23 protein-coding genes are annotated in these 22,518 nt (G+C 68.5%); 9 read left to right on the top strand and 14 right to left on the bottom strand.

Annotation, left to right across the window (positions count from 1 at the left end):
* Positions 1 to 22: 22 nt before the first annotated feature.
* Together AC1IQ6_RS22105 and AC1IQ6_RS22100 are read right to left on the bottom strand one after the other, a co-directional pair.
* Positions 23 to 1,468: a M81 family metallopeptidase gene (locus tag AC1IQ6_RS22105; RefSeq protein WP_102774299.1), complete on the bottom strand. Its 1,446-nt coding sequence runs from the start codon at positions 1,466 to 1,468 to the stop codon at positions 23 to 25.
* A gap of 43 nt (positions 1,469 to 1,511) precedes the next feature.
* A complete protein-coding gene (locus AC1IQ6_RS22100; RefSeq protein WP_111826517.1) occupies positions 1,512 to 2,648 on the bottom strand; it encodes an NAD(P)/FAD-dependent oxidoreductase in 1,137 nt (378 codons plus the stop codon).
* A gap of 273 nt (positions 2,649 to 2,921) precedes the next feature.
* On the opposite strand from AC1IQ6_RS22100, the gene AC1IQ6_RS22095 reads away from it, so the two are divergent.
* Complete coding sequence (locus AC1IQ6_RS22095) at positions 2,922 to 3,521, top strand: nitroreductase family protein (RefSeq protein ID WP_485865304.1); 600 nt, start codon at positions 2,922 to 2,924, stop codon at positions 3,519 to 3,521.
* A 42-nt stretch (positions 3,522 to 3,563) separates the two neighbouring features.
* On the opposite strand, the gene AC1IQ6_RS22090 is transcribed toward AC1IQ6_RS22095, so the two are convergent.
* Genes AC1IQ6_RS22090 through AC1IQ6_RS22065 form a run of 6 tightly spaced genes read right to left on the bottom strand, consistent with a single transcriptional unit; the run spans position 3,564 to position 9,077 of the window.
* Positions 3,564 to 4,490, bottom strand: coding sequence for a carbon-nitrogen hydrolase family protein (locus tag AC1IQ6_RS22090; RefSeq protein WP_102774302.1), 927 nt, complete (start codon positions 4,488 to 4,490; stop codon positions 3,564 to 3,566).
* 9 nt (positions 4,491 to 4,499) lie between these two features.
* Complete coding sequence (locus AC1IQ6_RS22085) at positions 4,500 to 5,177, bottom strand: ABC transporter ATP-binding protein (RefSeq protein WP_111826519.1); 678 nt, start codon at positions 5,175 to 5,177, stop codon at positions 4,500 to 4,502.
* Positions 5,177 to 5,920: an ABC transporter ATP-binding protein gene (locus AC1IQ6_RS22080; RefSeq protein WP_111826520.1), complete on the bottom strand. Its 744-nt coding sequence runs from the start codon at positions 5,918 to 5,920 to the stop codon at positions 5,177 to 5,179. Before AC1IQ6_RS22080 ends, AC1IQ6_RS22085 begins: the two co-directional genes overlap by 1 nt.
* Positions 5,917 to 6,876: a branched-chain amino acid ABC transporter permease gene (locus AC1IQ6_RS22075; protein ID WP_102774304.1), complete on the bottom strand. Its 960-nt coding sequence runs from the start codon at positions 6,874 to 6,876 to the stop codon at positions 5,917 to 5,919. Before AC1IQ6_RS22075 ends, AC1IQ6_RS22080 begins: the two co-directional genes overlap by 4 nt.
* A 3-nt stretch (positions 6,877 to 6,879) precedes the next feature.
* Complete coding sequence (locus AC1IQ6_RS22070; protein WP_102774305.1) at positions 6,880 to 7,779, bottom strand: branched-chain amino acid ABC transporter permease; 900 nt, start codon at positions 7,777 to 7,779, stop codon at positions 6,880 to 6,882.
* Between the two features lie 11 nt (positions 7,780 to 7,790).
* Entirely contained in the window at positions 7,791 to 9,077 is a 1,287-nt protein-coding gene (locus AC1IQ6_RS22065) for an ABC transporter substrate-binding protein (protein WP_485865303.1), read from the bottom strand.
* Positions 9,078 to 9,451: 374 nt separating this feature from the next.
* On the opposite strand from AC1IQ6_RS22065, the gene AC1IQ6_RS22060 reads away from it, so the two are divergent.
* Complete coding sequence (locus AC1IQ6_RS22060; RefSeq protein ID WP_209165055.1) at positions 9,452 to 10,201, top strand: TrmB family transcriptional regulator; 750 nt, start codon at positions 9,452 to 9,454, stop codon at positions 10,199 to 10,201.
* Between the two features lie 15 nt (positions 10,202 to 10,216).
* Here the strand turns inward: AC1IQ6_RS22060 and AC1IQ6_RS22055 are convergent, their stop codons facing one another.
* Entirely contained in the window at positions 10,217 to 10,987 is a 771-nt protein-coding gene (locus AC1IQ6_RS22055; RefSeq protein WP_102774308.1) for an extracellular solute-binding protein, read from the bottom strand.
* A gap of 471 nt (positions 10,988 to 11,458) precedes the next feature.
* On the opposite strand from AC1IQ6_RS22055, the gene AC1IQ6_RS22050 reads away from it, so the two are divergent.
* Positions 11,459 to 12,184: a DUF4377 domain-containing protein gene (locus tag AC1IQ6_RS22050; RefSeq protein WP_485865302.1), complete on the top strand. Its 726-nt coding sequence runs from the start codon at positions 11,459 to 11,461 to the stop codon at positions 12,182 to 12,184.
* A gap of 41 nt (positions 12,185 to 12,225) precedes the next feature.
* Here the strand turns inward: AC1IQ6_RS22050 and AC1IQ6_RS22045 are convergent, their stop codons facing one another.
* The gene (locus tag AC1IQ6_RS22045; RefSeq protein ID WP_102774549.1) at positions 12,226 to 12,909 is read right to left on the bottom strand and encodes a TehB-like domain-containing protein; all 684 of its coding nucleotides are present in this window, start codon (positions 12,907 to 12,909) and stop codon (positions 12,226 to 12,228) included.
* A 200-nt stretch (positions 12,910 to 13,109) separates the two neighbouring features.
* Here AC1IQ6_RS22045 and AC1IQ6_RS22040 point away from each other — a divergent pair, with 200 nt between their 5' ends.
* The 3 genes from AC1IQ6_RS22040 to AC1IQ6_RS22030 all read left to right on the top strand — a co-directional run bounded on the left by AC1IQ6_RS22040 (position 13,110) and on the right by AC1IQ6_RS22030 (position 15,157).
* Positions 13,110 to 13,946 carry an ABC transporter permease gene (locus AC1IQ6_RS22040; RefSeq protein ID WP_485865301.1) on the top strand — a complete coding sequence of 279 codons (837 nt, stop codon included), beginning with the start codon at positions 13,110 to 13,112 and terminating at the stop codon, positions 13,944 to 13,946.
* A complete protein-coding gene (locus tag AC1IQ6_RS22035; protein ID WP_485865300.1) occupies positions 13,939 to 14,634 on the top strand; it encodes an ATP-binding cassette domain-containing protein in 696 nt (231 codons plus the stop codon). Before AC1IQ6_RS22040 ends, AC1IQ6_RS22035 begins: the two co-directional genes overlap by 8 nt.
* 79 nt (positions 14,635 to 14,713) lie before the next feature.
* Positions 14,714 to 15,157 (top strand): CopD family copper resistance protein, encoded by a 444-nt coding sequence (locus AC1IQ6_RS22030; protein ID WP_485865299.1) that lies wholly within the window; start codon positions 14,714 to 14,716, stop codon positions 15,155 to 15,157.
* Positions 15,158 to 15,164: 7 nt separating this feature from the next.
* On the opposite strand, the gene AC1IQ6_RS22025 is transcribed toward AC1IQ6_RS22030, so the two are convergent.
* Positions 15,165 to 16,070, bottom strand: a complete 906-nt coding sequence (locus AC1IQ6_RS22025) for a LysR substrate-binding domain-containing protein (protein ID WP_485865298.1) — start codon at positions 16,068 to 16,070, stop codon at positions 15,165 to 15,167.
* Between the two features lie 139 nt (positions 16,071 to 16,209).
* Between AC1IQ6_RS22025 and AC1IQ6_RS22020 the strand changes: the two genes are divergently transcribed.
* Positions 16,210 to 17,796, top strand: a complete 1,587-nt coding sequence (locus tag AC1IQ6_RS22020) for a sulfatase family protein (RefSeq protein ID WP_102774314.1) — start codon at positions 16,210 to 16,212, stop codon at positions 17,794 to 17,796.
* A gap of 20 nt (positions 17,797 to 17,816) precedes the next feature.
* Positions 17,817 to 18,788, top strand: a complete 972-nt coding sequence (locus AC1IQ6_RS22015; RefSeq protein ID WP_111826530.1) for a Bug family tripartite tricarboxylate transporter substrate binding protein — start codon at positions 17,817 to 17,819, stop codon at positions 18,786 to 18,788.
* Positions 18,789 to 18,794: 6 nt separating this feature from the next.
* Here the strand turns inward: AC1IQ6_RS22015 and AC1IQ6_RS22010 are convergent, their stop codons facing one another.
* Complete coding sequence (locus AC1IQ6_RS22010; RefSeq protein WP_102774315.1) at positions 18,795 to 20,294, bottom strand: methyl-accepting chemotaxis protein; 1,500 nt, start codon at positions 20,292 to 20,294, stop codon at positions 18,795 to 18,797.
* 166 nt (positions 20,295 to 20,460) lie between these two features.
* On the opposite strand from AC1IQ6_RS22010, the gene AC1IQ6_RS22005 reads away from it, so the two are divergent.
* Positions 20,461 to 20,889 carry a VOC family protein gene (locus AC1IQ6_RS22005; protein WP_102774316.1) on the top strand — a complete coding sequence of 143 codons (429 nt, stop codon included), beginning with the start codon at positions 20,461 to 20,463 and terminating at the stop codon, positions 20,887 to 20,889.
* 31 nt (positions 20,890 to 20,920) lie between these two features.
* Here AC1IQ6_RS22005 and AC1IQ6_RS22000 read toward each other — a convergent pair whose 3' ends face one another.
* Together AC1IQ6_RS22000 and AC1IQ6_RS21995 are read right to left on the bottom strand one after the other, a co-directional pair.
* Positions 20,921 to 21,211 carry a DUF4148 domain-containing protein gene (locus AC1IQ6_RS22000; protein ID WP_111826532.1) on the bottom strand — a complete coding sequence of 97 codons (291 nt, stop codon included), beginning with the start codon at positions 21,209 to 21,211 and terminating at the stop codon, positions 20,921 to 20,923.
* Positions 21,212 to 21,401: 190 nt separating this feature from the next.
* A complete protein-coding gene (locus AC1IQ6_RS21995; RefSeq protein ID WP_479730389.1) occupies positions 21,402 to 22,487 on the bottom strand; it encodes a LuxR family transcriptional regulator in 1,086 nt (361 codons plus the stop codon).
* Positions 22,488 to 22,518 lie beyond the last annotated feature (31 nt).

Below are 22,518 nucleotides of genomic sequence, written 5' to 3'. Positions count from 1 at the left end.
GCGGGCGGCGGTGGATGGCGCTTCACGCCGTGAACGGCCATTTCGGCAGCTTGCGCTTGACGAACGGCAACGCGTTGTAGTCCTGCGTGATGGCGCCCGGCGTCTCCACGTAGATGACGTGGCGGCCCACCTTCGAGTACGAGGCGTAGAAGTGCTGCGACGATTTCACGATGATGAGTTTCATGGCCGCCAGGTCCACGCCGAACTGCGTGAACAGGTCGGTGCCCATGGCCTGGGTGCGATTGGTGGTCAGGGCCAGCGTCACGCCCTGGCTGCGCACGATGGCGGTGTCGCCCAGCAGGGCCGGCGTGCCGGCCAGGCCGGTCATGACGGCGTCGCGCTGCAGCGCCAGGATTTCGCAGTCCAGGTCCAGCGGCCGGCCCGAGACCGGCGCGACCTTGCCGCCGATGCGCAGCTTGATCTGCGCGCCCACGCCGGCCTCGAAGCAGAGCTGCACGGCCACCGGGTCCCAGAACGGACCCGTGGCCACGTCGCGGATGCCGCGCGCCAGCACGCGTTCCAGGATGAAGGTGGCGTCGCTGGGCGCGCCGCCGCCGGCGTTGTCGGCGGAGTCCGCCAGCACCACCGGGAAATCGTCCAGCGCCAGCGCCTGGTCCAGCGCGTCGTCGGCGCCCGGGTAGGGCGGCGCGAGCTGGTCGCGAAAACCGATGATCTCTGCGCCCAGCGCGCGCGCGAGCGCGTCGGCGCCGGCCTGGTCGCCGTCGGTGTAGACCAGCACCTTGGAGCCCATGTCGGGCGTGTCGCCCCACGGAAAGCCATGCGCGATGGACACCGACAGCACGCCGTCCTTGCCTTCCATGGCCAGCAGGCGGTCCACGAAGCCGCGCATCGGCTCGCGGCTGGTGTGCATGATGGAGATCATCTCGCAGTCGTACACGGCGCGCGTGGGGCGGATGCGGCCTTCGGCGCGCGCCACGCACAGGTCCACCAGGTCGTAGGCGCGCTCCAGGATGTCGGTGTGGGGATATTCCTTGAAACAGACCAGGAAGTCCGCGCTGTCCGTCATGGTCGCGGTCAGGTGGCAATGCGGGTCGAGCTCGGCGCCGATCACGGTATCGGGTCCCACGATCTCGCGCGCGCGGCGCAGCAGGTCGCCCTCGCAGTCGTCGTAGCCGTCGGCCACCATGGCGCCGTGCAGGCCGAACAGCGCGATGTCGACCTTGCCGGCGCGGCGCAGGTCGTCCAGCAGTTCGTCGCGCAGGGTTTCGTAGGCATGGCGGGTGGTGATGCCGGCCGGCGTGGCGCCGGCCGTCATGCCTTCGATCAGGGTCCAGTCCTTGCCCTGCGCGCGCTGGCGCGCGGCCCACAGCGGGCCGGAGAACATCTGCATGCGGTCGGGATGCTGGCCGGCGGGGTAGTAGCCGCGCGCGCGGTAGGCGGACAGCCCGGTGGGAATGGGAGAGAAGGTGTTGGTCTCGGTCGCGAGGGACCCGGAAAATATTCTCATGCTGCCGCTCCGCGTAAAGAGAGAGTTGGGGGTCGATGAACAATCAGCGCAGGCGCGCGGGACGCACGGCGGCGGCGTCCACCCCGTGCATGTGCAGATGGGCCGGCAGCGGCTGGCGCATGAGCAGCGCGGCGGCCAGCTCCGAGGTCGCCGCCGCGGTCTGGATGCCATAGCCGCCTTGCGCCGCCAGCCAGAAAAACGCCGGCGCCTCAGGGTCCCAGCCCACCACGAAGTCGCCGTCGCGCACGAAGGAGCGCAGCCCGGCCCAGGTGTGCCGGGGGCGGCGGATGGTGAGCGAGGTCGCGGACTCGATCCGGTAGATGCCGGTGGCCACGTCCAGTTCTTCGGGCACCACGTCGTGCGCCTCGACCGGATCGGCGTTGGCGGGCGAGCCCAGCAGCTGGCCGGCGTCGGGCTTGAAGTAATAGCTTTCGTCGACGCCGACCACCGCGGGCCAGCGCGAAAAATCCACGTCCTGCGGGCCGGAGAAGGTGAAGGCGGTGCGGCGGCACGGCTGCAGCCCGACCTGGCGCGCGCCGCACAGGGCGGCGGCCTGGTCGGCCCAGGCGCCGGCGGCGTTGACCACGGCGCGCGCGCGCACTTGGCGGCCGTCGGCCAGCGTCAGCGTCCAGGCGTCGTCGGCGTGGACCGCGGCCACCACTTCGGCGCGGTTGAGCAGCGCCGCGCCCTGGCGCGTCATGGCGCGCAGGAATCCCTGGTGCAGGGCGTGCACGTCGATGTCGCGGGCGTCCGGCTCCTCGATGGCGCCGCAAAGCTGTTCGGCGCGCAGGCAGGGCACGCGGGCGAGCGCCTGCCCGGCGTCGATCAGCCTCACGTTGGGCGACTGGCTGCGGAAGTCTTCATACACCTGGTGCAGCAGGCCTTCCTGTTCGGGCGTCGCCACGTACAGCACGCCGCGCGGATGCAGCAGCGGCGTGTCGCTGAAGCCCGGCGGCGGGTTTTCGTAGAAGGCGCGGCTGGCCCGCGTGAGCGCCTTGATCTGCGCGGTGCCGTAGGTTTCCATGAACATGGCCGCCGAGCGGCCGGTGGAGTGATAGCCCGGCTGGGGCTCGCGTTCCAACACGGCGACCGAGGCCGTGGCGCTGAGACGGTAGGCGACCGAGGCGCCGGCGATGCCGGCGCCGATCACGGCGTAATCGTATAGGGGCTCTGCTGTCATTTTGTCGGAACCGAGAATTCTCTTATCTGATAATTCTCGAATACGATAGTTTTTTGGCGGCAGACGGGTAATAGGGGTAAGCCCTGATGGGCTCGGCAGGCTTCAGGCCGGCCTGTAATGCATGGGCGCATCCGCGATGCCGGAAGATTTGGCGCATGAGTGGAACGGTTTGTTCCGGCCGGAAACGCGGCCGCATCGGCGCTTTACGCCATCGCCGGCCGTAGAATTCCTCATGCACGTTTCTCTATCTACCAGTCGGAAGGTCATATCGTCATGAGCAATGCTTACCTCGAAGCGCTGAAGAAGCGCCGCACCCAATATTCGCTGGGCCGCAATCTGTCGATGCCCAAGGATGAACTGGCGACGCTGATCCAGGAAGCGATCAAGCACAGCCCGTCCTCGTTCAACTCGCAGAGCTCGCGCGCGGTGATCCTGTTCGGCGCGGAAAGCGAAAAACTGTGGGACATCGCCATCGAGGAAGTGCGCAAGGTCGCCCCGGCCGAAGGGTTCGACAAGACCGAGGCCAAGCTCAAGAGCTTCGCCGCCGGCGTGGGCACCGTGCTGTTCTTCGAGGACCAGGACGTGGTGCGCAGCCTGCAGGAGAAGTTCGCGCTGTACGCCGATAACTTCCCCGTCTGGTCCGAACAGGCCGGCGGCATGGCGCAGCTGTCGGTCTGGACCGCCCTGGCCAACGCCGGCGTTGGCGCCAGCCTGCAGCACTACAACCCGCTGATCGACGCCGCCGTGGCGAGCCTGTGGAATATCCCGGCCTACTGGAAGCTGCGCGCGCAGATGCCGTTCGGCTCCAATGAGAACGGCTTCGGCGAGAAGCCGTTCATGGACGACGCCGAACGCTTCCGCGTGATCGGCTGATCGCACCGGGCGCCCGCGGGCGCCCGACGTCGCGCCCGCCGGTCAGCGCTTGAGCACGACCGGCGGCGTCGGCGATTCGTCGACCACCAGCTGGAAGATGTCCGGCCGCGCATAGTGGCCCACCACGTCGAAATCGAACTTGCCGCGCGCAATGTCGTCCAGGTCCAGGTCGGCGGTCAGGATGCACTCTCCCTCATAGTCCGGTCCGGCCAGGACCTCGCCCAGCGGGCTGACGATGGCGCTGCCGCCGCGCATCAGCACGGTGTCGGGCGCGTTGCCCTGGATCGCGTCGTAGTCCTCCGGGAAGTCGGCGCGGGTCAGGTACTGGCAGGCGGTCAGCACGAAGCAGCGGCCTTCCAGCGCGATGTGGCGGGCGGTGGCCAGCCACGAATCCTTGTCGTCGGCCGTGGGCATGCAGTAGAGCTGGATGCCCTTGCCGTACATCGCCATGCGCAGCAGCGGCATGTAGTTTTCCCAGCAGATCACCGAGCCCAGCTTGCCGAAGGGCGTGTCGAACACGGGCAGGGTGGAGCCGTCGCCGTAGCCCCAGACCAGCCGCTCCATCGCCGTGGGCATGAGCTTGCGGTGCTTGCCCAGCAGTTCGCCCTCGGGCGAGAAGAATAGCACCGTGCAGTACAGCGTGCCGCCGTCGCGCTCGATCACGCCGATGACCACGTACGAGCCGGCTTCGCGCGCGGCCTCGGCGATCTGTTCGGTCTCGGGGCCGGGCACGTCGATGGCGCTGTCGTAGTAGCGCAGGAACTCATCGCGTCCGCGCGGCAGGCGTCCGCCCACGCGCGCGCCGAAGTCGGCGCCCTTGGGATAGGCCGACAGCAGGGCCTCGGGGAACACCTGCAGGCGCGCGCCCTGCGCGGCAGCCTCCAGGATGAGCTTGACCACCTTCTTGGTGGTGGCGGCGCTGTCGAAGGGAACCGATGCGGTCTGGATCACCGCGGCTCGCAAATGCATAGGGACTCCTTAGTGGGTCTGTCTGGCGGCGTCTGCCGCGGAAATGGCGCCCCGTTCGATCGACAGGGTGCGATCGGCCATGGCGTCGAGCAACTTGGGGTTGGATTCGGTGATGATGATGGCCAGCTCGGGCTGCTGGCGGCGCAGCGTGCGCAGGCTGTCCGCATAGCGCAGCGCCAGCGCCGGGGCCAGGCCCTGGAACGGTTCGTCCAGCAGCACCAGCCGGTGGCCGGCCATCAGCGCGCGGCCCAGCGCCACCATCTTCTGCTGGCCGCCCGACAGCAGGCCGCCGGCGCGCGCGCTCAGCGCGGGCAGCTCGGGGGCCACGGCGTAGATCAGGTCGAGCCGCTGGCGCACCGCGCGCGCGGGCAGGCCGCAGGCCCAGGCCGGCACCATGATGTTCTCCAGTACCGAGAATTTGCCGATCAGGCGGCGTTCCTCGGGCGCGTAGCCGATGCCCAGGCCGGCGCGCCGGTGCGCGTCCATGGCGCGCAGGTCCTGTCCGTCGAAGCGCAGCGTGCCGCCGTCGGCGCGCAGCACGCCCATGATGGCGCGCAGCAGCGAGGTCTTGCCCGCGCCGTTGCGTCCGATCAGGGCCAGCGTTTCGCCGGCGGACAGATCCAGGCCGACTTCGCGAAGGACGGCGGCGCCTTCGATGCGGGCGGTGAGTCGGTCGATATGCAGCATCACATCGCTCCCACCACGTCGCGCAGCACGTCCTCGCGCTGGAGGATGTCGGCCGGCGTGCCGACCGCCGCCACCTGGCCGGCGTTCCAGAACACCACGCGGTCCATGTAGCGTTCGACCAGTTCCATGTCGTGCTCGACCAGCAGGGCGGTGATGCCCTGGTCGCGCAGCACGGGTATGAGCATGTCCATGATGGCGAATTTCTCCTGTGAACTGACGCCGCTGGTCGGCTCGTCCATCAGCAGCAGGCGCGGCTTGAGCGCCAGCGCCACGGCGATGTCGATGAGCTTGCGCACGCCTTCGGGCAGCGAGCCGATCTCGCGCTTGCTGTGGCCTTGCAGGTGAAACAGGCGCAGCAGCGCCGCGGCTTCGTCGCGCGCCTCGGGGGTGGACAGCGGCGACAGCCGCCAGAAGCCGCGGCGCGCGGCGATGGCGAGCAGCAGGTTCTGTTCGACCGTCTGTTCGGTGAAGAGCTGCGGCAGCTGGAAGGCGCGCGCGATGCCCAGCCGGGCGATCCGGCGCGGCGGCAGCCGCGTCAGTTCCACGCCGTCGAACTGCACGCTGCCGGCCGAGGCCCGCACATAGCCCGTGCACAGGTTCAGGAAGGTGGTCTTGCCCGAGCCGTTGGGGCCGATGATGGAGGCCAGTTCGCCCGCGTGCAGCGTCAGGTCCACGCCGTTGGCGGCCTTGACCCCGCCGAATTCGATGTGCAGGCCGCGGGCCTGCAGGATGGGCGCGCTCATGCCGAGGCCTCCTTGGCGGCGCGGGCCGCGCCCGCTTTCCTGACCAGGCCGCACAGGCCTTGCGGCGCGAACAGCACGATGAGTATGAGCACGGCGCCCATGATGAGCTGCCAGGCGTTGGCGGCCGCGGCGCTGGCGTAGCTGCGCAGCAGTTCGAAGCCCACCGCGCCGGCCAGCGCGCCGGCCACGTGCCCCACGCCGCCCAGCACCGCGATGAACACGAATTCGGCGGACTTGGTCCAGTAGCCCAGTTCGGGCGTGACGTGGCCGGTGCCCAGCGCCGCCAGCGCGCCGCCCAGGCCGGCCAGCGCCGCCGAGGCGACGTAGGCGCGGTAGAGCACGGCGCGGCCCGACACCCCCAGGTATTCCAGGCGGGTCTCGTTGGTTTTCAGCGCCGACAGCGCCTGGCCCTGGGGCGAGGCCAGATAGCGCGAGGTGGCGAGCAGCGCCAGCGCCAGCAGCGCCACCGCGAGCGCATACGTGGCCGGGCCGTAGTCGTCGGCCGGCAGCGCCAGGCCGGCGTAGCGGTGCTGCGCGACGGTCAGGCCGTCGCTGCCGCCGGTCAGGTCATAGAGCTTGAGCAGCAGCGTGAAGCCCACCATCGAGAAAGCCAGGTTCAGCATGGCGAAGAAGATGTCGCGGTAGCGCACCAGGATGGCGCCCAGCGCCGCGCCCAGCAGCGCGCTGCACGCCACGGCGAAAGGCAGCGTGAGCAGCAGTTCCGGACCCAGCCAGCGCGATCCGAACGCCACCGCATAGGCGCCGGCGGCGAAGTACAGCGCGTGGCCGTAGGAGATCTGGCCGGCGCGCAGCAGCACCAGGATGCCCAGCGCCACCACCGCCTCGGCGACCGCCATGAACAGGATGGCGCGCAGTCCGGGCGCCATCGCGGGCGCGGCCAGCAGGATGGCCGCGGCCAGCAGCACGGGCGCCTTGTCGCGTAGAGAAAATTGCATGATTCAAACCCTCTTCACCTGCGCGCGGCCGAACAGCCCGTAGGGCCGGACCAGCAGGATTAGCGTCATCACCACGTAGGGGACGACCGATGCGATTTCGCTGTACAGGTGCACGCACAGCGCCTGGCCCAGCCCGATGATGAGCGCGGTCACCGCCGCGCCCTGGAAATGGCCCAGCCCGGCCGCGGCCACGATGGCGAAGGACAGCACGATGGTGTCCGCGCCGATGCCCGGCACCAGCGAAGTGGTGGGCGAGGCCAGCGCGCCGCCCAGCGCCGCCAGCATGGCGCCCAGCGTGAAGGTCAGCAGGTAAACGCGCCTGGCGTTCACGCCCAGCGTGCAGGCGACCTCGTAGTCCTCGATCACGGCGGTGATGAGCTTGCCCTGGCGCGTGTACGAAAAGAACCAGGTCAGGCCCGCCATCACCGCCACCGCCGCGGCCGGCAGCAGCACGAGCTGGTAGACGGTGTAGTAGATGCCGCCGATCTCCAGCATGCCCAGGCGCGCCAGCGGCGCGTCGGCGAAGATGGGCTCCACGCCGAACAGCAGCTTCTGCGCGTCCTCCAGCATCATGAAAATGCCGAAGGTGATGAGGATCTGCAGCGAGGGTTCCTTGCCGTAGACGCGCCGCAGCAGCACGCGCTCGATTACCGGGCCCAGGGCCAGCCCGACCACCAGCGCGGCCGCGAGCAGCGCGGGATAGGTCCAGGCGCCGCCGTCGGGGCCGGCCAGCCACAGGCCGAGCGCCGCGGCCGTATAGGCGCCCAGCGCGTAGAAGCTGCCATGGGCGATGTTGAGGATGCGCATGATGCCGAAGATCAGGCTCAGCCCCACCGCGACCATGAACGAGACCGACGCCTGCGCCAGCCCGTCCAGGAGCGCCAACAATAGGGTTTGCTGCATGGTCGCCGCCGTTATTCAGCCGGGATGGAGATCTGTTCGAGCAGCGACGGCTTGAGCGTGCGCAGCCAGTCGTCGGTCTTTTCGCCCACCGGCGGCGAGACCAGCTCGGGCGGAATCAGCGCCAGCCGCGACAGCGTCAGGAACGGCTGGCCCTCGGCCGGCTGGCTGACGCCGTAGAGCTGGCCTTCCATGGCCTGGTGGTCCGCGCGGATGGCCAGCTTGCCGGTGTAGTCGTCCAGCTGCAGGCCGTCCCAGCCTTGCAGCAGCGCGGTCTTGAGCGTGGCGGGCTGGCCGTCCCAGCGCTGTTCCAGCGCCTGGCGCACGGCCGACAGGGCCTGGGCCATATGGTAGGCGGGGAAGCTGGGATAGGCGCGCGTCTTGGCGCGGAAGTCTTCCACGAACTTGCGGTGCTGCGCGTTGTCGCGCATGGCCGGGTTGAACGCCCAGCTGTCGCCGCGCATGCCCACGATCGCGTTGGCCGGGAAGGTCTTGCCCAATTGCTCCAGCGAGCTCTGCCCGTTGGGCGCCACCAGGCGGCTGGTGCGGAACAGCGCGCGCGAGGACGACTGCTTGACGAAGGTGTTCATGTCGCCGCCCCACAGCGTGGTGAAGACGACGTCGGGGCGCAGCGCCGACAGGCGCGAGATTTCGGTCGAATAGTCGGCCGTGCCCAGCTTGGGGAACAGCTCGGCCACGAACTTCACGTCCGGCCGCAGCGCCTGCACCGCCTCCTTGAACGCGGCCCAGTTGTCGCGGCCGAAGGCGTAATCCTGGTTGATGCCGGCGATGGTCTTGACCTGCGGCATGTCCTTGAGCAGGTAGAGCGCGGCGGCCACGTTGTTCGAGGGCGTGTAGTCGGCGGTGCGGTACACGTGGTCGTAGCGCTGTTCCTCGAACAGCCGCGCGGTGCCGCAGTCCCACAGCAGGGTCGGCATCTTGAGCTGCTCGGCCACCGGCGCCACCGCCAGGCAGGTCGAGCTGGACAGCCCGATCACCATGGCGTCGACCTGGTTCGATTCGACCAGGCGCTTGTACTCGATAACCGTGTTGTCCACGCCCTGGTTCTCGTCGAAGAACGTCAGCTTCACCTGCGCGCCCTTGATGCCGCCCTGGCGGTTGATGTCGGCGGCCACCAGTTCGGCGGCGTCGCGGGCCGGCACCCCGAACACCGCGCCGGCGCCGGACAGGAAGGTCGAGATGCCGATCCGGACGCTGCGGTCGGATTGGGCCTGGGCTGCGCTGGCGCACAGCAAAAGGGCGCTGACCGTGGCCAGTGCGGTTTTACGGGATAGGCGCATGAGTGACTCCCCTGGGTGTACGCGTCCGGACAAAGATGACGGAAATTTCCGACATCGATTTCTTTTGCTTCCCGTTTTACGGGAATCATGACGACGAATCGTAAGTTTGTCGGGTATATGCGTCAATGTCGCATGTGCCGGTTTTATCTTTGGAAGTTTATTTAATTCATTGATTATTAATGATAAGTTAGTAAAACTAGGTGTTTTCCCTGTTTCCTGCTCCGGTGATTTGAGTGGACAAAGCGATATAGTGTCGGAAAACTCCGACTTGAATTTTTTAAGTCGGATTATTCCGACAGATTGAATGGCAGAGCGCTTCGTTACACTGCGGCAGGTGGCTCTGGCCATTCACCAACAACGAGCGAACCGGCGCAATGGATGTAGAAGATCAACTCGCCCGCCTGGGCATCAGCGGCAATCTGTTCAAGGTCTATCGCGCCGCGATAGAGCTGGGGGAGGCGCCCGTGTCGGAGGTCGCCACGCGCGCGGGGCTGCCGCGCACCACGGTCTACGACGCCGTCACGCGTCTGCAGGAGCACGGGCTGATCGCGCTGGACGATCGCGGCAGCCGGCGCTTCGTCACCGCGCTCGATCCCAGCGTGCTGCTGGAGCAGGCGCAGGCGCGCCGGCAGATGCTGGAAAACATGATGCCGCAGCTGCGCTCGCTCTATAACCAGGCCAAGGGCAAGCCCAACATCCGCTTCTACGAAGGCGCCGAGGGCGTGCGCACGGTGCTGCGCGATTCGCTGTCGGCCGAGTCCAAGCAGCTGCGCGCGATCTTTTCCATGTCCGAGCTGGAGGACGCGCCCGGCCTGGACGAGATCGACGTCTATCGCGCCGAGCGGATCGCCCTGGGCATCCACATGAAGGTCGTGCGCTCGCGCAGCCGCGACACCGCCGACATCTGGCCGTCCAGCGTGGACGAGCTGCGCGAACTGCGCTTCGCGCCGGAACACATGACGCTCTCAATGACCGCGCTGATCTACGACCACCGCGTCGCGCTGGTGTCGTCGCGGCGCGAGAACTACGGGCTCATCATCGAAAGCGAGGAATTCGCCGCCTTGCAGCGCACGTTGTTCGACGCGATCTGGTCGCTGAGCCACCCGCCCGAAGCCGAAGGCTGAGGCGGGCGGGCCCGGTCAGTCCGTCTTCCAGCCCCACTTGCGGAAGATGGCCTTGCCTTCGGGCGCTTCGAGGAAATCGACGAAGGCCTGGGCCTGGGGATTGGCCTTGCCCTTGCGGGTCACGACCGCGCCGGCGTCGCGATAGATGCGGTACGGCTCTTCCACCTCGACCATGCTGGCCAGATCGGGATTCGACACCTGCCAGATGTTCCAGATCAGCCAGGCGTCGATGCTCTGGTCCTCGGTCCATTGCTTGCGGGCCTGGGCGCTGTTGCCCGCTTCCGGCAGGATCAGGTTGGCGCGCAGCGCCCGCACGCTTTCGATGTCGCCCAGCCGGCCGGCCACGTCCTCCCACAGCCCGGTCTGCCCGGCGCCCGAGACCGCCATGACCTTGACGCCCGGCTTGAGCAGGTCCTTGAAGCCGCCGATGCCCTTGGGGTTGCCGGGACGCACCAGGATGGCGGCGGGACGCAGGTACAGCGGGCGGGCCTCGCGCAGGTCGAACACGCCGGGCAGCGCCGTGGCGAAGCCGCTCATCATGTTTTCCGCGCCGCTGTAGATCACGTCGGCGTCCTGTTTGGCCTGTTCGGCCCAGGCCGGCGTGGGGCCGGCGGTGACCGTCACGCGCAGGCCGTGCTGCTTGCCGAAGGCGGCGGCCGCTTCCTTCATGGCCGGGGCGGGGCCGCCCGGTCCGTACACATTGAGGTCCTGCGCCGCCCAGGCGGCGGGGCCCGCCAGGCAGGCCAGGGCGGCCACGCCGCAGGCGAACTTTCTGATCGACTTCATGGTTGTTTCCGCTGTATTCCGATGCGCGCCGGGGCCGGCGCGCCAGGTTGGTCTGAGGGCATGCCGTGGCGTGCGGGGCATGCTTTCGATGGACGCATGCGGGAAAGCGGATATTCCGCAAGACGGTCCGCCGGCGCGTCCGGCGGACAGCAAAATCCGGAAGATAGGGGTGGTCAGCGCGCCGTTAGCGGCTTTTTGGCAAGAAATGCAGGATTTTGCGGGTATCGTGTCTATGTGTAAACGCGGCGGGCCGGCCGCGCGGGGGAAGCCGGAACGGCTTGCAAGATTTTGAAACGGCCTACCCGCCCTTCGGTCCGATTCGTCCATACCCCGGACGTAGAATGCCGCTTTTCACCCGTGCCATCCGGCTCAAAGGACCGAACCATGAAAAAAACCATTCTCCTTGCGTCCGTATGCGCCGCGCTGCTCCAAGCTTGCGCCCCGGCATCGTCCCCTCGCGAAGAATCCTCCATGCCTACCAACGCCGCCACCTCCGCCTCCAGCCAAGTGACCCTGCCCGCCTACTACTGGCGCCTGGCTTCCGCCGTCGACGCCTCGGGCAAGCCGATAGCCGCGCTGCAGGAAGGCATCGGCCGTCCGCTGCGCCTGGAGTTCAGCGACGACAAGATGAGCGTGCGCGGCGGCTGCAACACCCAGTTCGGCGGCTACGCCTACAAGAACGGCGTGCTGCGCATCGACAACCTGGCCTCCACCATGAAGGCCTGCGAACCGGCCCTGATGAAGCTGGACGCCGAACTCGGCCTGCGCCTGAAGGGCGAGCTGCGCGCCACGCTCGGCGGCGACAGCGCCGAGCCCGCCCTGGAGCTGGTGGCCAAGGACGGCAGCGTCCTGAAGTTCGTCGGCGAGCCCACGCCGGAAACGCGCTACGGCAGCGCCGGCGAAATCATGTTCCTGGAAGTCGCCCCGAAGAAAACGGCGTGCAGCCATCCGCTGATTCCCGGCTACCAGTGCCTGATGGTGCGCGAGCGCCGCTACAACGAGGCCGGCGTCGCGCAGCCCACGACCGACGAATGGCGCCCGCTGTACCAGTCGATCGAGGGTTATGAGCACCAGGACGGCATGCGCACCGTGCTGCGCGTCAAGCGCTACGACTGGAAGAACCCGCCGGCCGACGCGCCGTCCCAGGTGTACGTGCTGGACATGGTGGTGGAGCAGGGCGCCGCCCGCAAGAAGTAAGAAGCACAGTAAGAAGCACGTGAAAGCGCCGGACGAGGCGGCTACGCCTCGGCCCGGCAGAACGTGATCTGGAAGCTGCCCGGCAGCTCGAACGCCACGTGGTGCCGCACCTGCGGCTCGATCACCACCTGCTGGCCGCTGGTCAGCACCACCTCGGTATGCGGCGGGTCGTCAAGCGTATAGCGCAGCACGCCCGCATGCACCAGCAGCAATCCCCATGTGCCTTCCTTGACCGTATGCGCGGTGCGCAGCGCGGCGGGCAGATTGTCGGGGGTGAATATCGGACTTTGTGAGTAGGGCCGCACGCCTTCCGGCAGCACGTCGGGCAGGCTGGGCAGGCTGTGCCGCGTCTGCCACACGCTCCAGAGCTTGGCGGCGATGCCTTCGGCCATGATGTCGGCCTGTTCCTGCAGCAGCGGATGCCCGAGGCTGGCGGTGACGCCGTGGAACAGCCCCAGCCAGCGCTGGAACAAGGGCCAGGACAAGTCCGGTATGCGCACGTGCGCCTGCACCGGCGCGCCCTTGAAGCGGCCCGTGCCCAGCAGCACCGACGACCAGAAATCGCACAGCATCTCCAGGTGGTGATCCCAGTCGGCCACGCGGGAGTTGAATATCGGCCCCAGTATTTCGTCCTGGCGCACCAAGGCATAAAAGCGGTGCACCATCTGCTGGATGTCGGATTCGGCGATGAAGTTCGGAGCGGATGCGGGGGCGGTCTGGGGCATGGCGGAACCAGGCAGGGTAGTGGGCGCGCAGCCATTGTCCGGCGCGGCCGGCCGGCCGCCGATGACAATCGTCATTGGGCCGCGCGGCCGAACTGGACGCCATGCCGCCGGTTCGGCATTGATAATCGTCATTCTGGGTGTTTCGGCGTGAATGAGAAGATTTTTATGTAAATCATTCTCGTGTGATATCCAGGAATTCAATGACAGACTCTTTCGCGCGCCGCCACGCTTGCGCCAACCTTTCCGGCGCCCTGCTTTTGCCAGCCCGTGCGGCCCCGGTGCGGATCTCGCCGGCCTGGTGCGCGGCCGGCGTGCTGCTACTGGTGCTGGCCTGGCACCTGGCGGCGCGCCAGCTCGGCCCGCAAGTGCTGGCCACGCCCTGGCAGGCCTTGCGCGCCATCGGCCCATTGCTGCACAGCCCGCAGTTCTACGCCAATGCCGGCGTCTGCCTGATGCGCATCGGCGCGGGCGTGCTGGCCGGCGCATCCGTCGGCTTCGCGCTGGGCATGCTGGCCGGGCACAGCGGCCGGCTGCGGGGGCTGATCGAGCCGCTGCGCTGGCTGTTGACCGCCTTGCCGCCGGTGGTGGCGGTGGTGCTGGCCGCGCTGTGGTTCGGCCGCGGCTCGCCCATGGTGATCGTCATCACCGCGCTGATCATGGCGCCGGGCATGTACTCCCATACCGTCCAGGGCGTGCAGGCGGTGGATTGCAAGCTGGTCGAAATGACGCGCGTCTACCGCTATGGAATGTGGCGCAGCCTGCGCCACCTGTACCTGCCGGTGCTCCGGCCCGTGCTGTTGGCCGCGCTGATCGGCGCAGCCAGCACCGGCGCGCGGCTGGTGGTCATGGCCGAAGCGCTGGGCGCCGAGAGCGGGGTGGGCCACGCGCTGGCCAATGCCCGCGGCGCCTTCGCCAGCGCCGAGCTGATCGCCTGGGCGCTGTTGATCCTGGGGCTGGCGGCGGCGCTGGAATTCGCCTGCCTGCGGCCGCTGCGGCGCCGGCTGGAACCCTTGCTGGAGCAGCCCCGCCATGCTTGAAATGCAATCCGTTTCGCTGGGCTACGGCGCCCGCCACGTGCTGCACGACGTGGACCTGCGCCTGCGGCCGGGCGAGCGGCTGGGCCTGATCGGCCCGCGCGGCGCGGGCAAGACCAGCCTGCTGCGCCTTGCCGCCGGCCTGGCGCGTCCCAGCGGCGGCGTGCTGCGCAATGGCTTCCGGCATCCGCTGCTGATGTTCAAGGAGCCGCGGCTGCTGCTCTGGCGCCACGCGCTGGAGAACGTGGCGCTGCCGTTGCGGGCGTCGGGATTGCCGGAGCCGGAGGCCCGCAGCGTGTCGGCGTACTGGCTGCGCCGCGTCGGCCTGGACGCGGCGATGGAGTCGCCGGCCGCCGAACTGCCCCGCGCCCTGGCGCAGCGCGCGGCCCTGGCGCGCGCGCTGGCCCTGGCTCCCGACCTGCTGATGCTGGACCGGCCCTTCAACGCAATGGAGCCGGCCGCGCGCCGCCAGCTCGCCGACTGCTGCCGGCAGGCCGTGGTCCGCAGCGGCGCGGCGCTGCTGTGCGTCAGCGACGACCCCGACGAACTGCTGGGGCTGGTCGATCGTTGCGCGCTGCTCCACCGGGGGCGGCTCAGGCCGGTCTCGCTGGTCTCGCCGTTTGGCGGCAGCATGCAGGCCGACGCGCAGCGCCTGCGCGAACTGCTGGCGGTGGCCGGGGCCGAACCCTGACTGGCTCGGGCCGCTTTGATTTAGCTCATCCATCGGTGGGGCGGCGGGGTGAGACAATCGTTTGCAGGAGCTCCCAGCCATGAATACCTATCCCTTGCTGCTCGTCCTGCATCTGCTGGCCGCTTTCGTGTTCGTCGGCACGGTGACCTTCGAGGTGCTGTTCCTGGAACCCGTGCACAAGCGCCTGCCCGCCGAGGTGCGCAAGGCATTGGGCAGCCAGCTCGGCCCGCGCGTGCGCTCGGTGGTTCCGTGGGCGGTGCTGGTGCTTTACCTGGCCGGCCTGGGCCTGGCCTGGCAGTACCGGGGCGCGCTCGCCAGCGCCGGCTCGTCGCCCTTCGGCATCCTGTTCGGCCTGAAGATCCTGCTGGCCTTGAGCGTGCTGGCGCATGTGGTGACGGCGCTGACGATGGCCCGGCGCAAGCGGCTCACGCCCGAGCGGCAGCGGCGCATACACCGCAGCGTGTTCTGCCACATGGTGGCCATCGTGATCCTGGCCAAACTGATGTTCTACGTGAACGGGTAGCGCCGGGTCAGCGCGACAGCCGCAGGCACTCCATGAAGTAGGCAGCATGTTCCGACGCCAGCGCCGCGTCGCGCCACACCATGCCGGTGATGCCGCGGCTGCGCATCGCCAGCGGCAGCACCTGGATCATGTTCTGCCTGGCGAAATGGCGCGCCAGCCGTTCCGAGATCGGCATCACCAGGTCCGAATCCGCCAATAGCGAGAGGTTGACGAGAACCGACGAGGACTCGACCTGCTGCCAGGGCGCGGGCTGCCCGGCCAGGGCCAGTTCATAGTCCATCCGCATGCGCATCGGGGTGGAGGGGCCGGGCACGATCCAGGGATGCGCCTGCACGTCGCGCCAGGTGACCGAGCGCTTGCCGGCCAGCGGGTGGCTGCCGCCCACGGCCAGGCAGATGGGCTCGTCGTAAAGCTCTTCGTAGTGCAGATTGCGCGGCAGCGAGTGCTGCTCCAGGCGTCCCACCAGCACGTCGTAGGAGCCTTCCTGCATCAGCGGAAGCAGGTGGTCCAGCGTGTTTTCCGCCAGGCGCAGCAGCACCTTTGGATAGCGTTCGCGGAAGCGCCGGATGCCGGGCGGCAGCAGCACCGGCGCGATATTGGGCGTGACGCCCACGGCCAGCGTGCCGGTGGCGCCGTGGGCCAGTTGCGCCATGGTGTCCTGGGCGCGGCCCAGCTTACCCAGGATTTCACGCGCGTGGGTGCGCAGTTCCAGTCCGTACAGCGTGGGTTCGATGCCGCGCGCATGCCGCTCGAACAGCGGCAGGCCGATGTCTTCTTCCAGGCTGCGCAGCCATTTCGACAGCGCCGGCTGGGTGATGTTGAGTTCGGACGCAACCTGGCTCAGGTTACGGCTCTCGCACAGGCGCACCAGGATGGCCAGGTGGCGCAGGCGGATGCGGTGGGTCCAGTCCATGCGTGTCCGTCGTCTTTTCAGACATGAGTCTGTGGTTATGGCTCAGTAATATTAATTCATTATCAATTCATGTCTGCCCTGCACATAATGGCCGCACAACAGAGCCATGCCGGCATCGACCCGGCGGCGAGGAGACACGATGCAGCCGAATTTCCTGCTATTCATCACGGATCAGCAGCGCGCCGATCATCTGGGCAGCTATGGCAACGCCATAGTGCGCACGCCGGAACTGGACGCGCTGGCGGCGCAGGGGTGGTCCGCCGACCGCTTCTACGTGGCCTCGCCGATCTGCATGCCCAACCGCGCCACGCTGATGACAGGCCGCATGCCTTCAGTGCACGGCGTGCGCCACAACGGCATCCCGCTATCGCAGCGCGCCACCACCTTCGTCGAACGCCTGCGCGGCGCGGGCTACGCCACCGCGCTGGTCGGCAAGGCGCATTTGCAGAACATGACGGGCAACGGCCCCGCCTGGCCGCCGGCCGGCGGCGACGGCACGCAGGGCGAAGCCTGGACCGCGGAACCCGGCGACTACGACCAGGAGTGGGGGCCGCTGTGGCGCACCGATCCGGCCCACGACCTGGATACGCCGTTCTACGGTTTCGGGCGCGTGGCGCTGGCGGTGGACCACGGCGACCAGGTCTGGGGCCATTACGAGCGCTGGCTGGCGCAAGAGCATCCCGAGGCGCGGCGCCTGTGGGGGCCCGAGCACGCCTTGCCCGCGCCGGAGTTCGAGCTGACCCGGCATCACCAGGCCTGGCGTACCCGCGTGCCAGAGGAGTGCTCCACCAACGCCTATATCGGCGACCAGACCATCGCCTTGCTGCGCGAGCATGCCGCGGGCGGCAAGCCGTTTTTCATCCAGTGTTCGTTTCCCGATCCGCACCATCCGTTCACGCCTCACGGCAAGTACTGGGACATGTACCGTCCCGAAGACGTGGAGCTGCCGGCGTCCTTCCATGCCTGCGCCGCGCCCGGCCACCGTCCGCCGCCGCACGTGGCGTGGCTGCATGAGCAGCGCGACCGCAACCAGGCGGTCAAGCACACGCCGGCGATCTTCGCCTGCACCGAGCGCGAGGCGCGCGAGGCTATTGCGCTGAACTACGGCTCCATCAGCCATATCGACGCCACCATCGGCCGGGTCATGCAGGCCTTGCGCCAGACCGGGCTGGACCGGAACACCGTGGTCATCTTCACCAGCGACCACGGCGATTACCTGGGCGATCACCAGTTGCTGCTCAAGGGGCCGGTCCATTACCAGAGCCTGATCCGCACGCCTTTCATCTGGCGCGACCCGCAGGCCGCGCCGGCCGCGCCGCGCAGCCAGGCGCTGTGCTCGACCGCCGACATCGCGGCCACGGTGCTGGCCCGCGCCGGCCTGCCCGCCTACAACGGCATGCAGGGCCAGTCGCTGCTGCCGCTGATGTCCGGCGCGGCGACGGCGGTGCGCGACGCTGCGCTGATCGAAGAAGAGGGCCAGCGCACCATGTTCGGCTTTGCGGGCCGCACCCGCATGCGCACGCTGCAGACGCCGCGCCACCGCCTCAGCGTGTACGCGGACGCGGACTGGGGCGAACTCTACGACCTGCAGGAAGACCCTCACGAACTGCGCAACCTGTGGAGCGATCCGGCCGCCGCCGCGCTGCGCGGCGAGCTGCTGATGACGCTTGCGCGCAGCATGATCCGCCACGCCGAAACCAGCCCGCACCCCACCGCCATCGCCTGACATCCAGGCAGGAGACAACCATGATCAAGCCCATGCTGCTGTTCTGTACCGCGATGTTGCTGGGAGGCGCCGCGGCCGCCGCGCCGTCGGACTACCCCACGCGCCCCATACGCCTGGTCGTCAATTTTCCGCCCGCCGGACCGCTGGACCTGGAGGCCCGGGCCATCGCGCAGCATGCCGGACAACTGCTGGGGCAGACCGTGGTGGTCGAGAACCGCTCGGGCGCGTCCGGCAACATCGGCGCCCAGTCCGTGGCCCAGGCCGCTGCCGACGGCTACACACTGCTGATGACCCTGGACACGCTGATGACGGTCAATCGCTTTATCTTCAAGGACCTGGAGCGCGACGTCACCGCCCGGCTGGAACCGGTGAGCCTGGCCGGCAGCTTCGGCATGGCCCTGGCGGTGCGGCCCGAACTGGGCGTCGCTTCCCTGGACGAGTTCCTCAGCTACGCCAGGTCGCATCCCATCAGCTACGCCTCCGCCGGCTACGGCAGCCCGGGCAACCTGGCCTTCGAAAAGCTGCGCCTGGCCGTCGGCATACCGGCCGCGCACGTGCCTTACCGCGGCAACGCCCCGGCCGTCAACGCGCTGCTGGGCGACCAGATACAGGCCGCCTTTCTCGCCACGCCCGGCATTCTGCCGCACGTCAAGGCGGGCAAGCTGCAGGCCCTGGCCGTGTCGGGCGGGCAACGCGACGCCGACCTGCCCGAGGTGCCGACGGTGGCGCAGTCCGGCGTGGCCGGCCTGAAGAACTACGACGTGGCCTTCGGTTTCCTGGTGATGGCGCCCAAGGGCACGCCCGAGCCGATCGTGCGGATCTGGGAAAAGACCCTGGCGCAGGTCTATGCCATGCCGGAATTCCAGCGCAGCATGGCGAGCCTGGGCATACGCCAGCCTTACGCCGGCCAGGCGCAGGCCCGCGAATGGGTGCGCAAGGAATCCGAGGGCTGGAAGGCCGTGATCGAGCAGGCCGGCATCAAGGCGCAATAAGTCCCGTCACGCGCCGGCCAGCGCCGGCGCCGGCGGATGGCCGGGCGCCGCCTGCGCGCGCAGGCGCGGCGCTTCGGCGGAAGGGCCGTCGTCCTGCAGGCGGAACACGCCCACGGCCTGCAGCAGATGCGCGGCCTGCGATTGCAGCGCCGTCGACGCGCTGGCGGCCTGGGCCACGCGGGCTGCGGTCTGGCGGGTCAGCTCGTCCATCTTGTCGACCGCCTGGTTGACTTCTTCGATGCCGGCGCTCTGGGCGCGGCCGGCCTCGCCGATCTCGGCGACGATGCCGGCGACGCGGTCGATGCTGGAGACGACCTCGCGGATCACGCCGGCGGCGGCGTCGGCCTGGCGGAACCCGTTGCTGGTTTTCTCCAGCGAGCCGTCGATCAGGCCGCGGATCTCGCGCGCCGCGCCGGCGCTGCGCTGGGCCAGCGCGCGGACTTCGCTGGCCACCACCGCGAAGCCGCGTCCGCTTTCGCCCGCGCGGGCCGCTTCCACCGCCGCGTTCAACGCCAGGATGTTGGTCTGGAACGCGATGCTGTCGATCAGGCCGGTGATCTCGGAGATCTTCTGCGATTCCTGCTGGATCTCGCCCATCACGGCCGCCACGCCGGCCACCGCGGCGCTGCCCTGTCCGCCGATCTGCCGCGCCTGCTCGCTGAGCTGGCCGGCCTGCTGGGCGCGCTGCGCGTTGTCATGGACGTTGGCGGCCAGCGCATGCATAGAGGTTGCGGTGCGCGCCAGCGATTCGGCCTGGGTGCGCGCGCGTTCGTCCAGCTGCAGATTGTCCTGCATCATGTGGTGCGAGGCGGCCGACAGGGCCGACGCGGTGGAGCGCACTTCGCTCATGGTGCGATGCACGGCGTCCATGGTGGTCTTGAAGCTGCGGCCCAGGCCGCTGGCCATGCTCAGCCCGCCGAAGCGCAGGTCGAACATGCCGGGTTCGCGTCCGATGTGCGCGCTGAGCCGCGCCAGTTCTTCGGCGGCGACGGCGGCGCGCTCCATTTTCCAGGCCAGCCATCCCAGCGCCGCGGCCTGCACCACCACATAGGCCGCATGCAGCAGCACCATGCCCAGGCTGGGCTCGGTGAAACAGAGCGTGCCGTATCCCCATTGCTGCAGGTAATTGAAGGACAGGTGATGCACGGCGATCACCAGCGCCGCGCACAGGATGGTGCGCCAGTCGCGATAGGCCAGCAGCAGCGACAGCAGCACGAAAATGCCGAAGTGCACTTCCGTCTGGCCGGATGCGAGGTGGATGTGCAGCGCGGCCAGCACCATCAGGCCACAGGCCACGGCCAGGCGGGTGGAGAGGCGGCCGGGACGCCAGAGGATCAGCAGCGTGGGTATACCCGCCGCCAGCAGCCCCGCGGTGGTGGCTTCGCCCCAGCGGTTGTAGAGCGGCGCCATGCCCAGCCCTACGATGAACAGCAGCCACAGGAGCGGCAGCATGGCGCGGTCAGTCCGGCGATACGAGTCTTCCAGCAAGCGGCTTGCGGTGCTCATGGGGCGGTTCCTCGGGCTAGGTGGCGCGCGGTGTCGCGCAACCGCGATTCTGCTCGAAAAATCGCAATTTGTGAACAATTATGGCAAATTATGCAGCGATGCAACAAAGGCCCCGGCGGCGGCCGGCGCTATAGTCGAAATCCACACTCTTCCCACGGGAGCTCCCATGCAGACGCACGAAATCCATCGCGGCCGGCTGATCGACCACATCCAGCTGGTGGTGCGCGACCTGGCCGCCAGCAGGCGCTTCTATGAGGCGGTGTTCGACGTGCTGAAGGTGCCGCTGGGCGGCGCCGGCGAGGACTATTTCTGGGCCGACGAGCTGTTCGTGTCCACGGCCGACAGCAAGGCCGCGCTGGGGCAATTGACGGGCCGCCACCATCTGGCGTTCCAGGCGCGGGACCAGGCCATGGTGGATGCCTTCTACCAGGCGGCGCTGGCAAACGGCGGCAAGGACAACGGCGCGCCGGGACCGCGCAACTATCACCCGGGCTATTACGGGGCCTTCGTGCTGGACCCGGACGGCAACAATATCGAAGCGGTATTCCACGGCGAGGCGCAGCGCAGCGCGCCGTCGGTCAAGGTGACGTTCTGACCGAAGGCGGCGCGCCGGCTGCGGACCGGGTTCACTGTGCGCGGACCGGGGGCGCGGCGGCGGGCTTCACCGTGTCCATGTATTGCCGGTAGCTGGCGCGGTATTGCGGGCTGTAGACGTCAGGCGTGCTGTCGCCGCTCCAGCTGTTTTCCAGTCCGGCCTGCTTCCAGGCGGCCAGGTCGCGCATGACGTCCTCGCGGGTGACGGTGGAATTGTCGTCGGGCGAGGCCGCGGCCGATTGCGCGCTTGCCGTACCGGACAGCAGCGCGGCGGCCGCCAGGGCGGCCGGGACGGCGACACGGAAGAATAGGGCGGTTTTCATGAGGTGCTCCTCGATGGCAAGAGTGAGCGCGGCGTTGGGACCGGTGTCCTCGGGGCTTGCGGGAAGGCAGTCTCGGCAAGGGCAGCCGCGCGACCGGTTACATGCATCCGGCTTCATGCTTTCGAGTCCATCGTAGGTCGCATACCGATGCGGCCGCATACCCAAAATGGAGTACGCGGCCGGGCGCGGCCTACAGCAGGGAGGCGAGCCGCACCAGTTCGGACTGGCGGCTGCATTCCATCTTGCTCAGCAGCGACGCCACCTGTTTGCGCACGGTCAGCACCGAGGCCTGGCGCAGCGTGGCGATCTCTTCGACGCTGTGGCCGGCGGCCAGTCCGGCCAGCACGGCGGCTTCGGCATGCGTGATGGCGAACACGGATACCAGCCGGTCGATGTCGGGCGGCGCGAAGGCGCTTTTGCGCCGCATGCGCACCAGCAGCATGTGCTCGCCGACCAGGTTGAGCGCTTCCGGCGCCACGCTGACGTCGATCCAGCACAGCTCGCCCCAGCCGGTGGACGAGGCCAGCGAATGCGTGCGTCCATCGCGCACGACGGCCGCGCGGCAGGCGTCGAGCTGCGCCTGCATCTTTCCATCGGCATGGCGCAGGCGCCCGCCGTTCACGTTCCAGCCGTGTCCGTCGTCCAGGTAGCGCGCGGCCAGCGGCGACATCCTGGCCACCAGGCCGTTGTTGGTCATGAGCAGGACCGCTTCGCCGACGTCGCCGAATGCGCTCTCGATGGAGCGCCAGCCGATGGCCAGCGCTTGCTCGCGTTGCGCCAGCAGGCCGCGCAGCATGCGGAAATAATGCGCGTAGGCGCCTTGCTGGACGCGTTCATAGGTCTTGTCGTCGATCGTCGAACGCTGGAAGCCGATGCCCGCGTGCATGGTGGCGTTCGATTCGACCACCAGCGACACGATCTGCGCCATGCGGTGCTTGACCATGAAGTCCGCGTAGTATTCGGTGCGATGCAGCTGTCCGCGCTGGTGGAGGTTGGCGGTGTCCAGCCACGTGCCGGCCGGCGACAGGCGCGCATCCTTTTCGAGCACGTCGTGGCGGTAGTAGTGCTGCTGGTAGTCCGCGGTGCAGCCCTCGGGACAGCCGTGCGAATACAGGTTCACCAGGTTGTTGCGCCTGTCGAACACCAGCAGCGCGCTGCTGTCGGCGCCCACCATGTCGCGCGCGGTAGTGAGTATGTCCTGCCAAGGCGGATCGGGATCGGTAAGGTGGCTGACGGCCTCGATGGCTCGCCGGACCGCAAGCATGTGTTCGGCCATTTGACGCCTCCGACTCTGGTTCAGGCAGGCA

Source organism: Achromobacter sp. MUI-25009338 (assembly GCF_057359325.1).
This window is presented reverse-complemented; position numbering and strand designations above follow the sequence as displayed.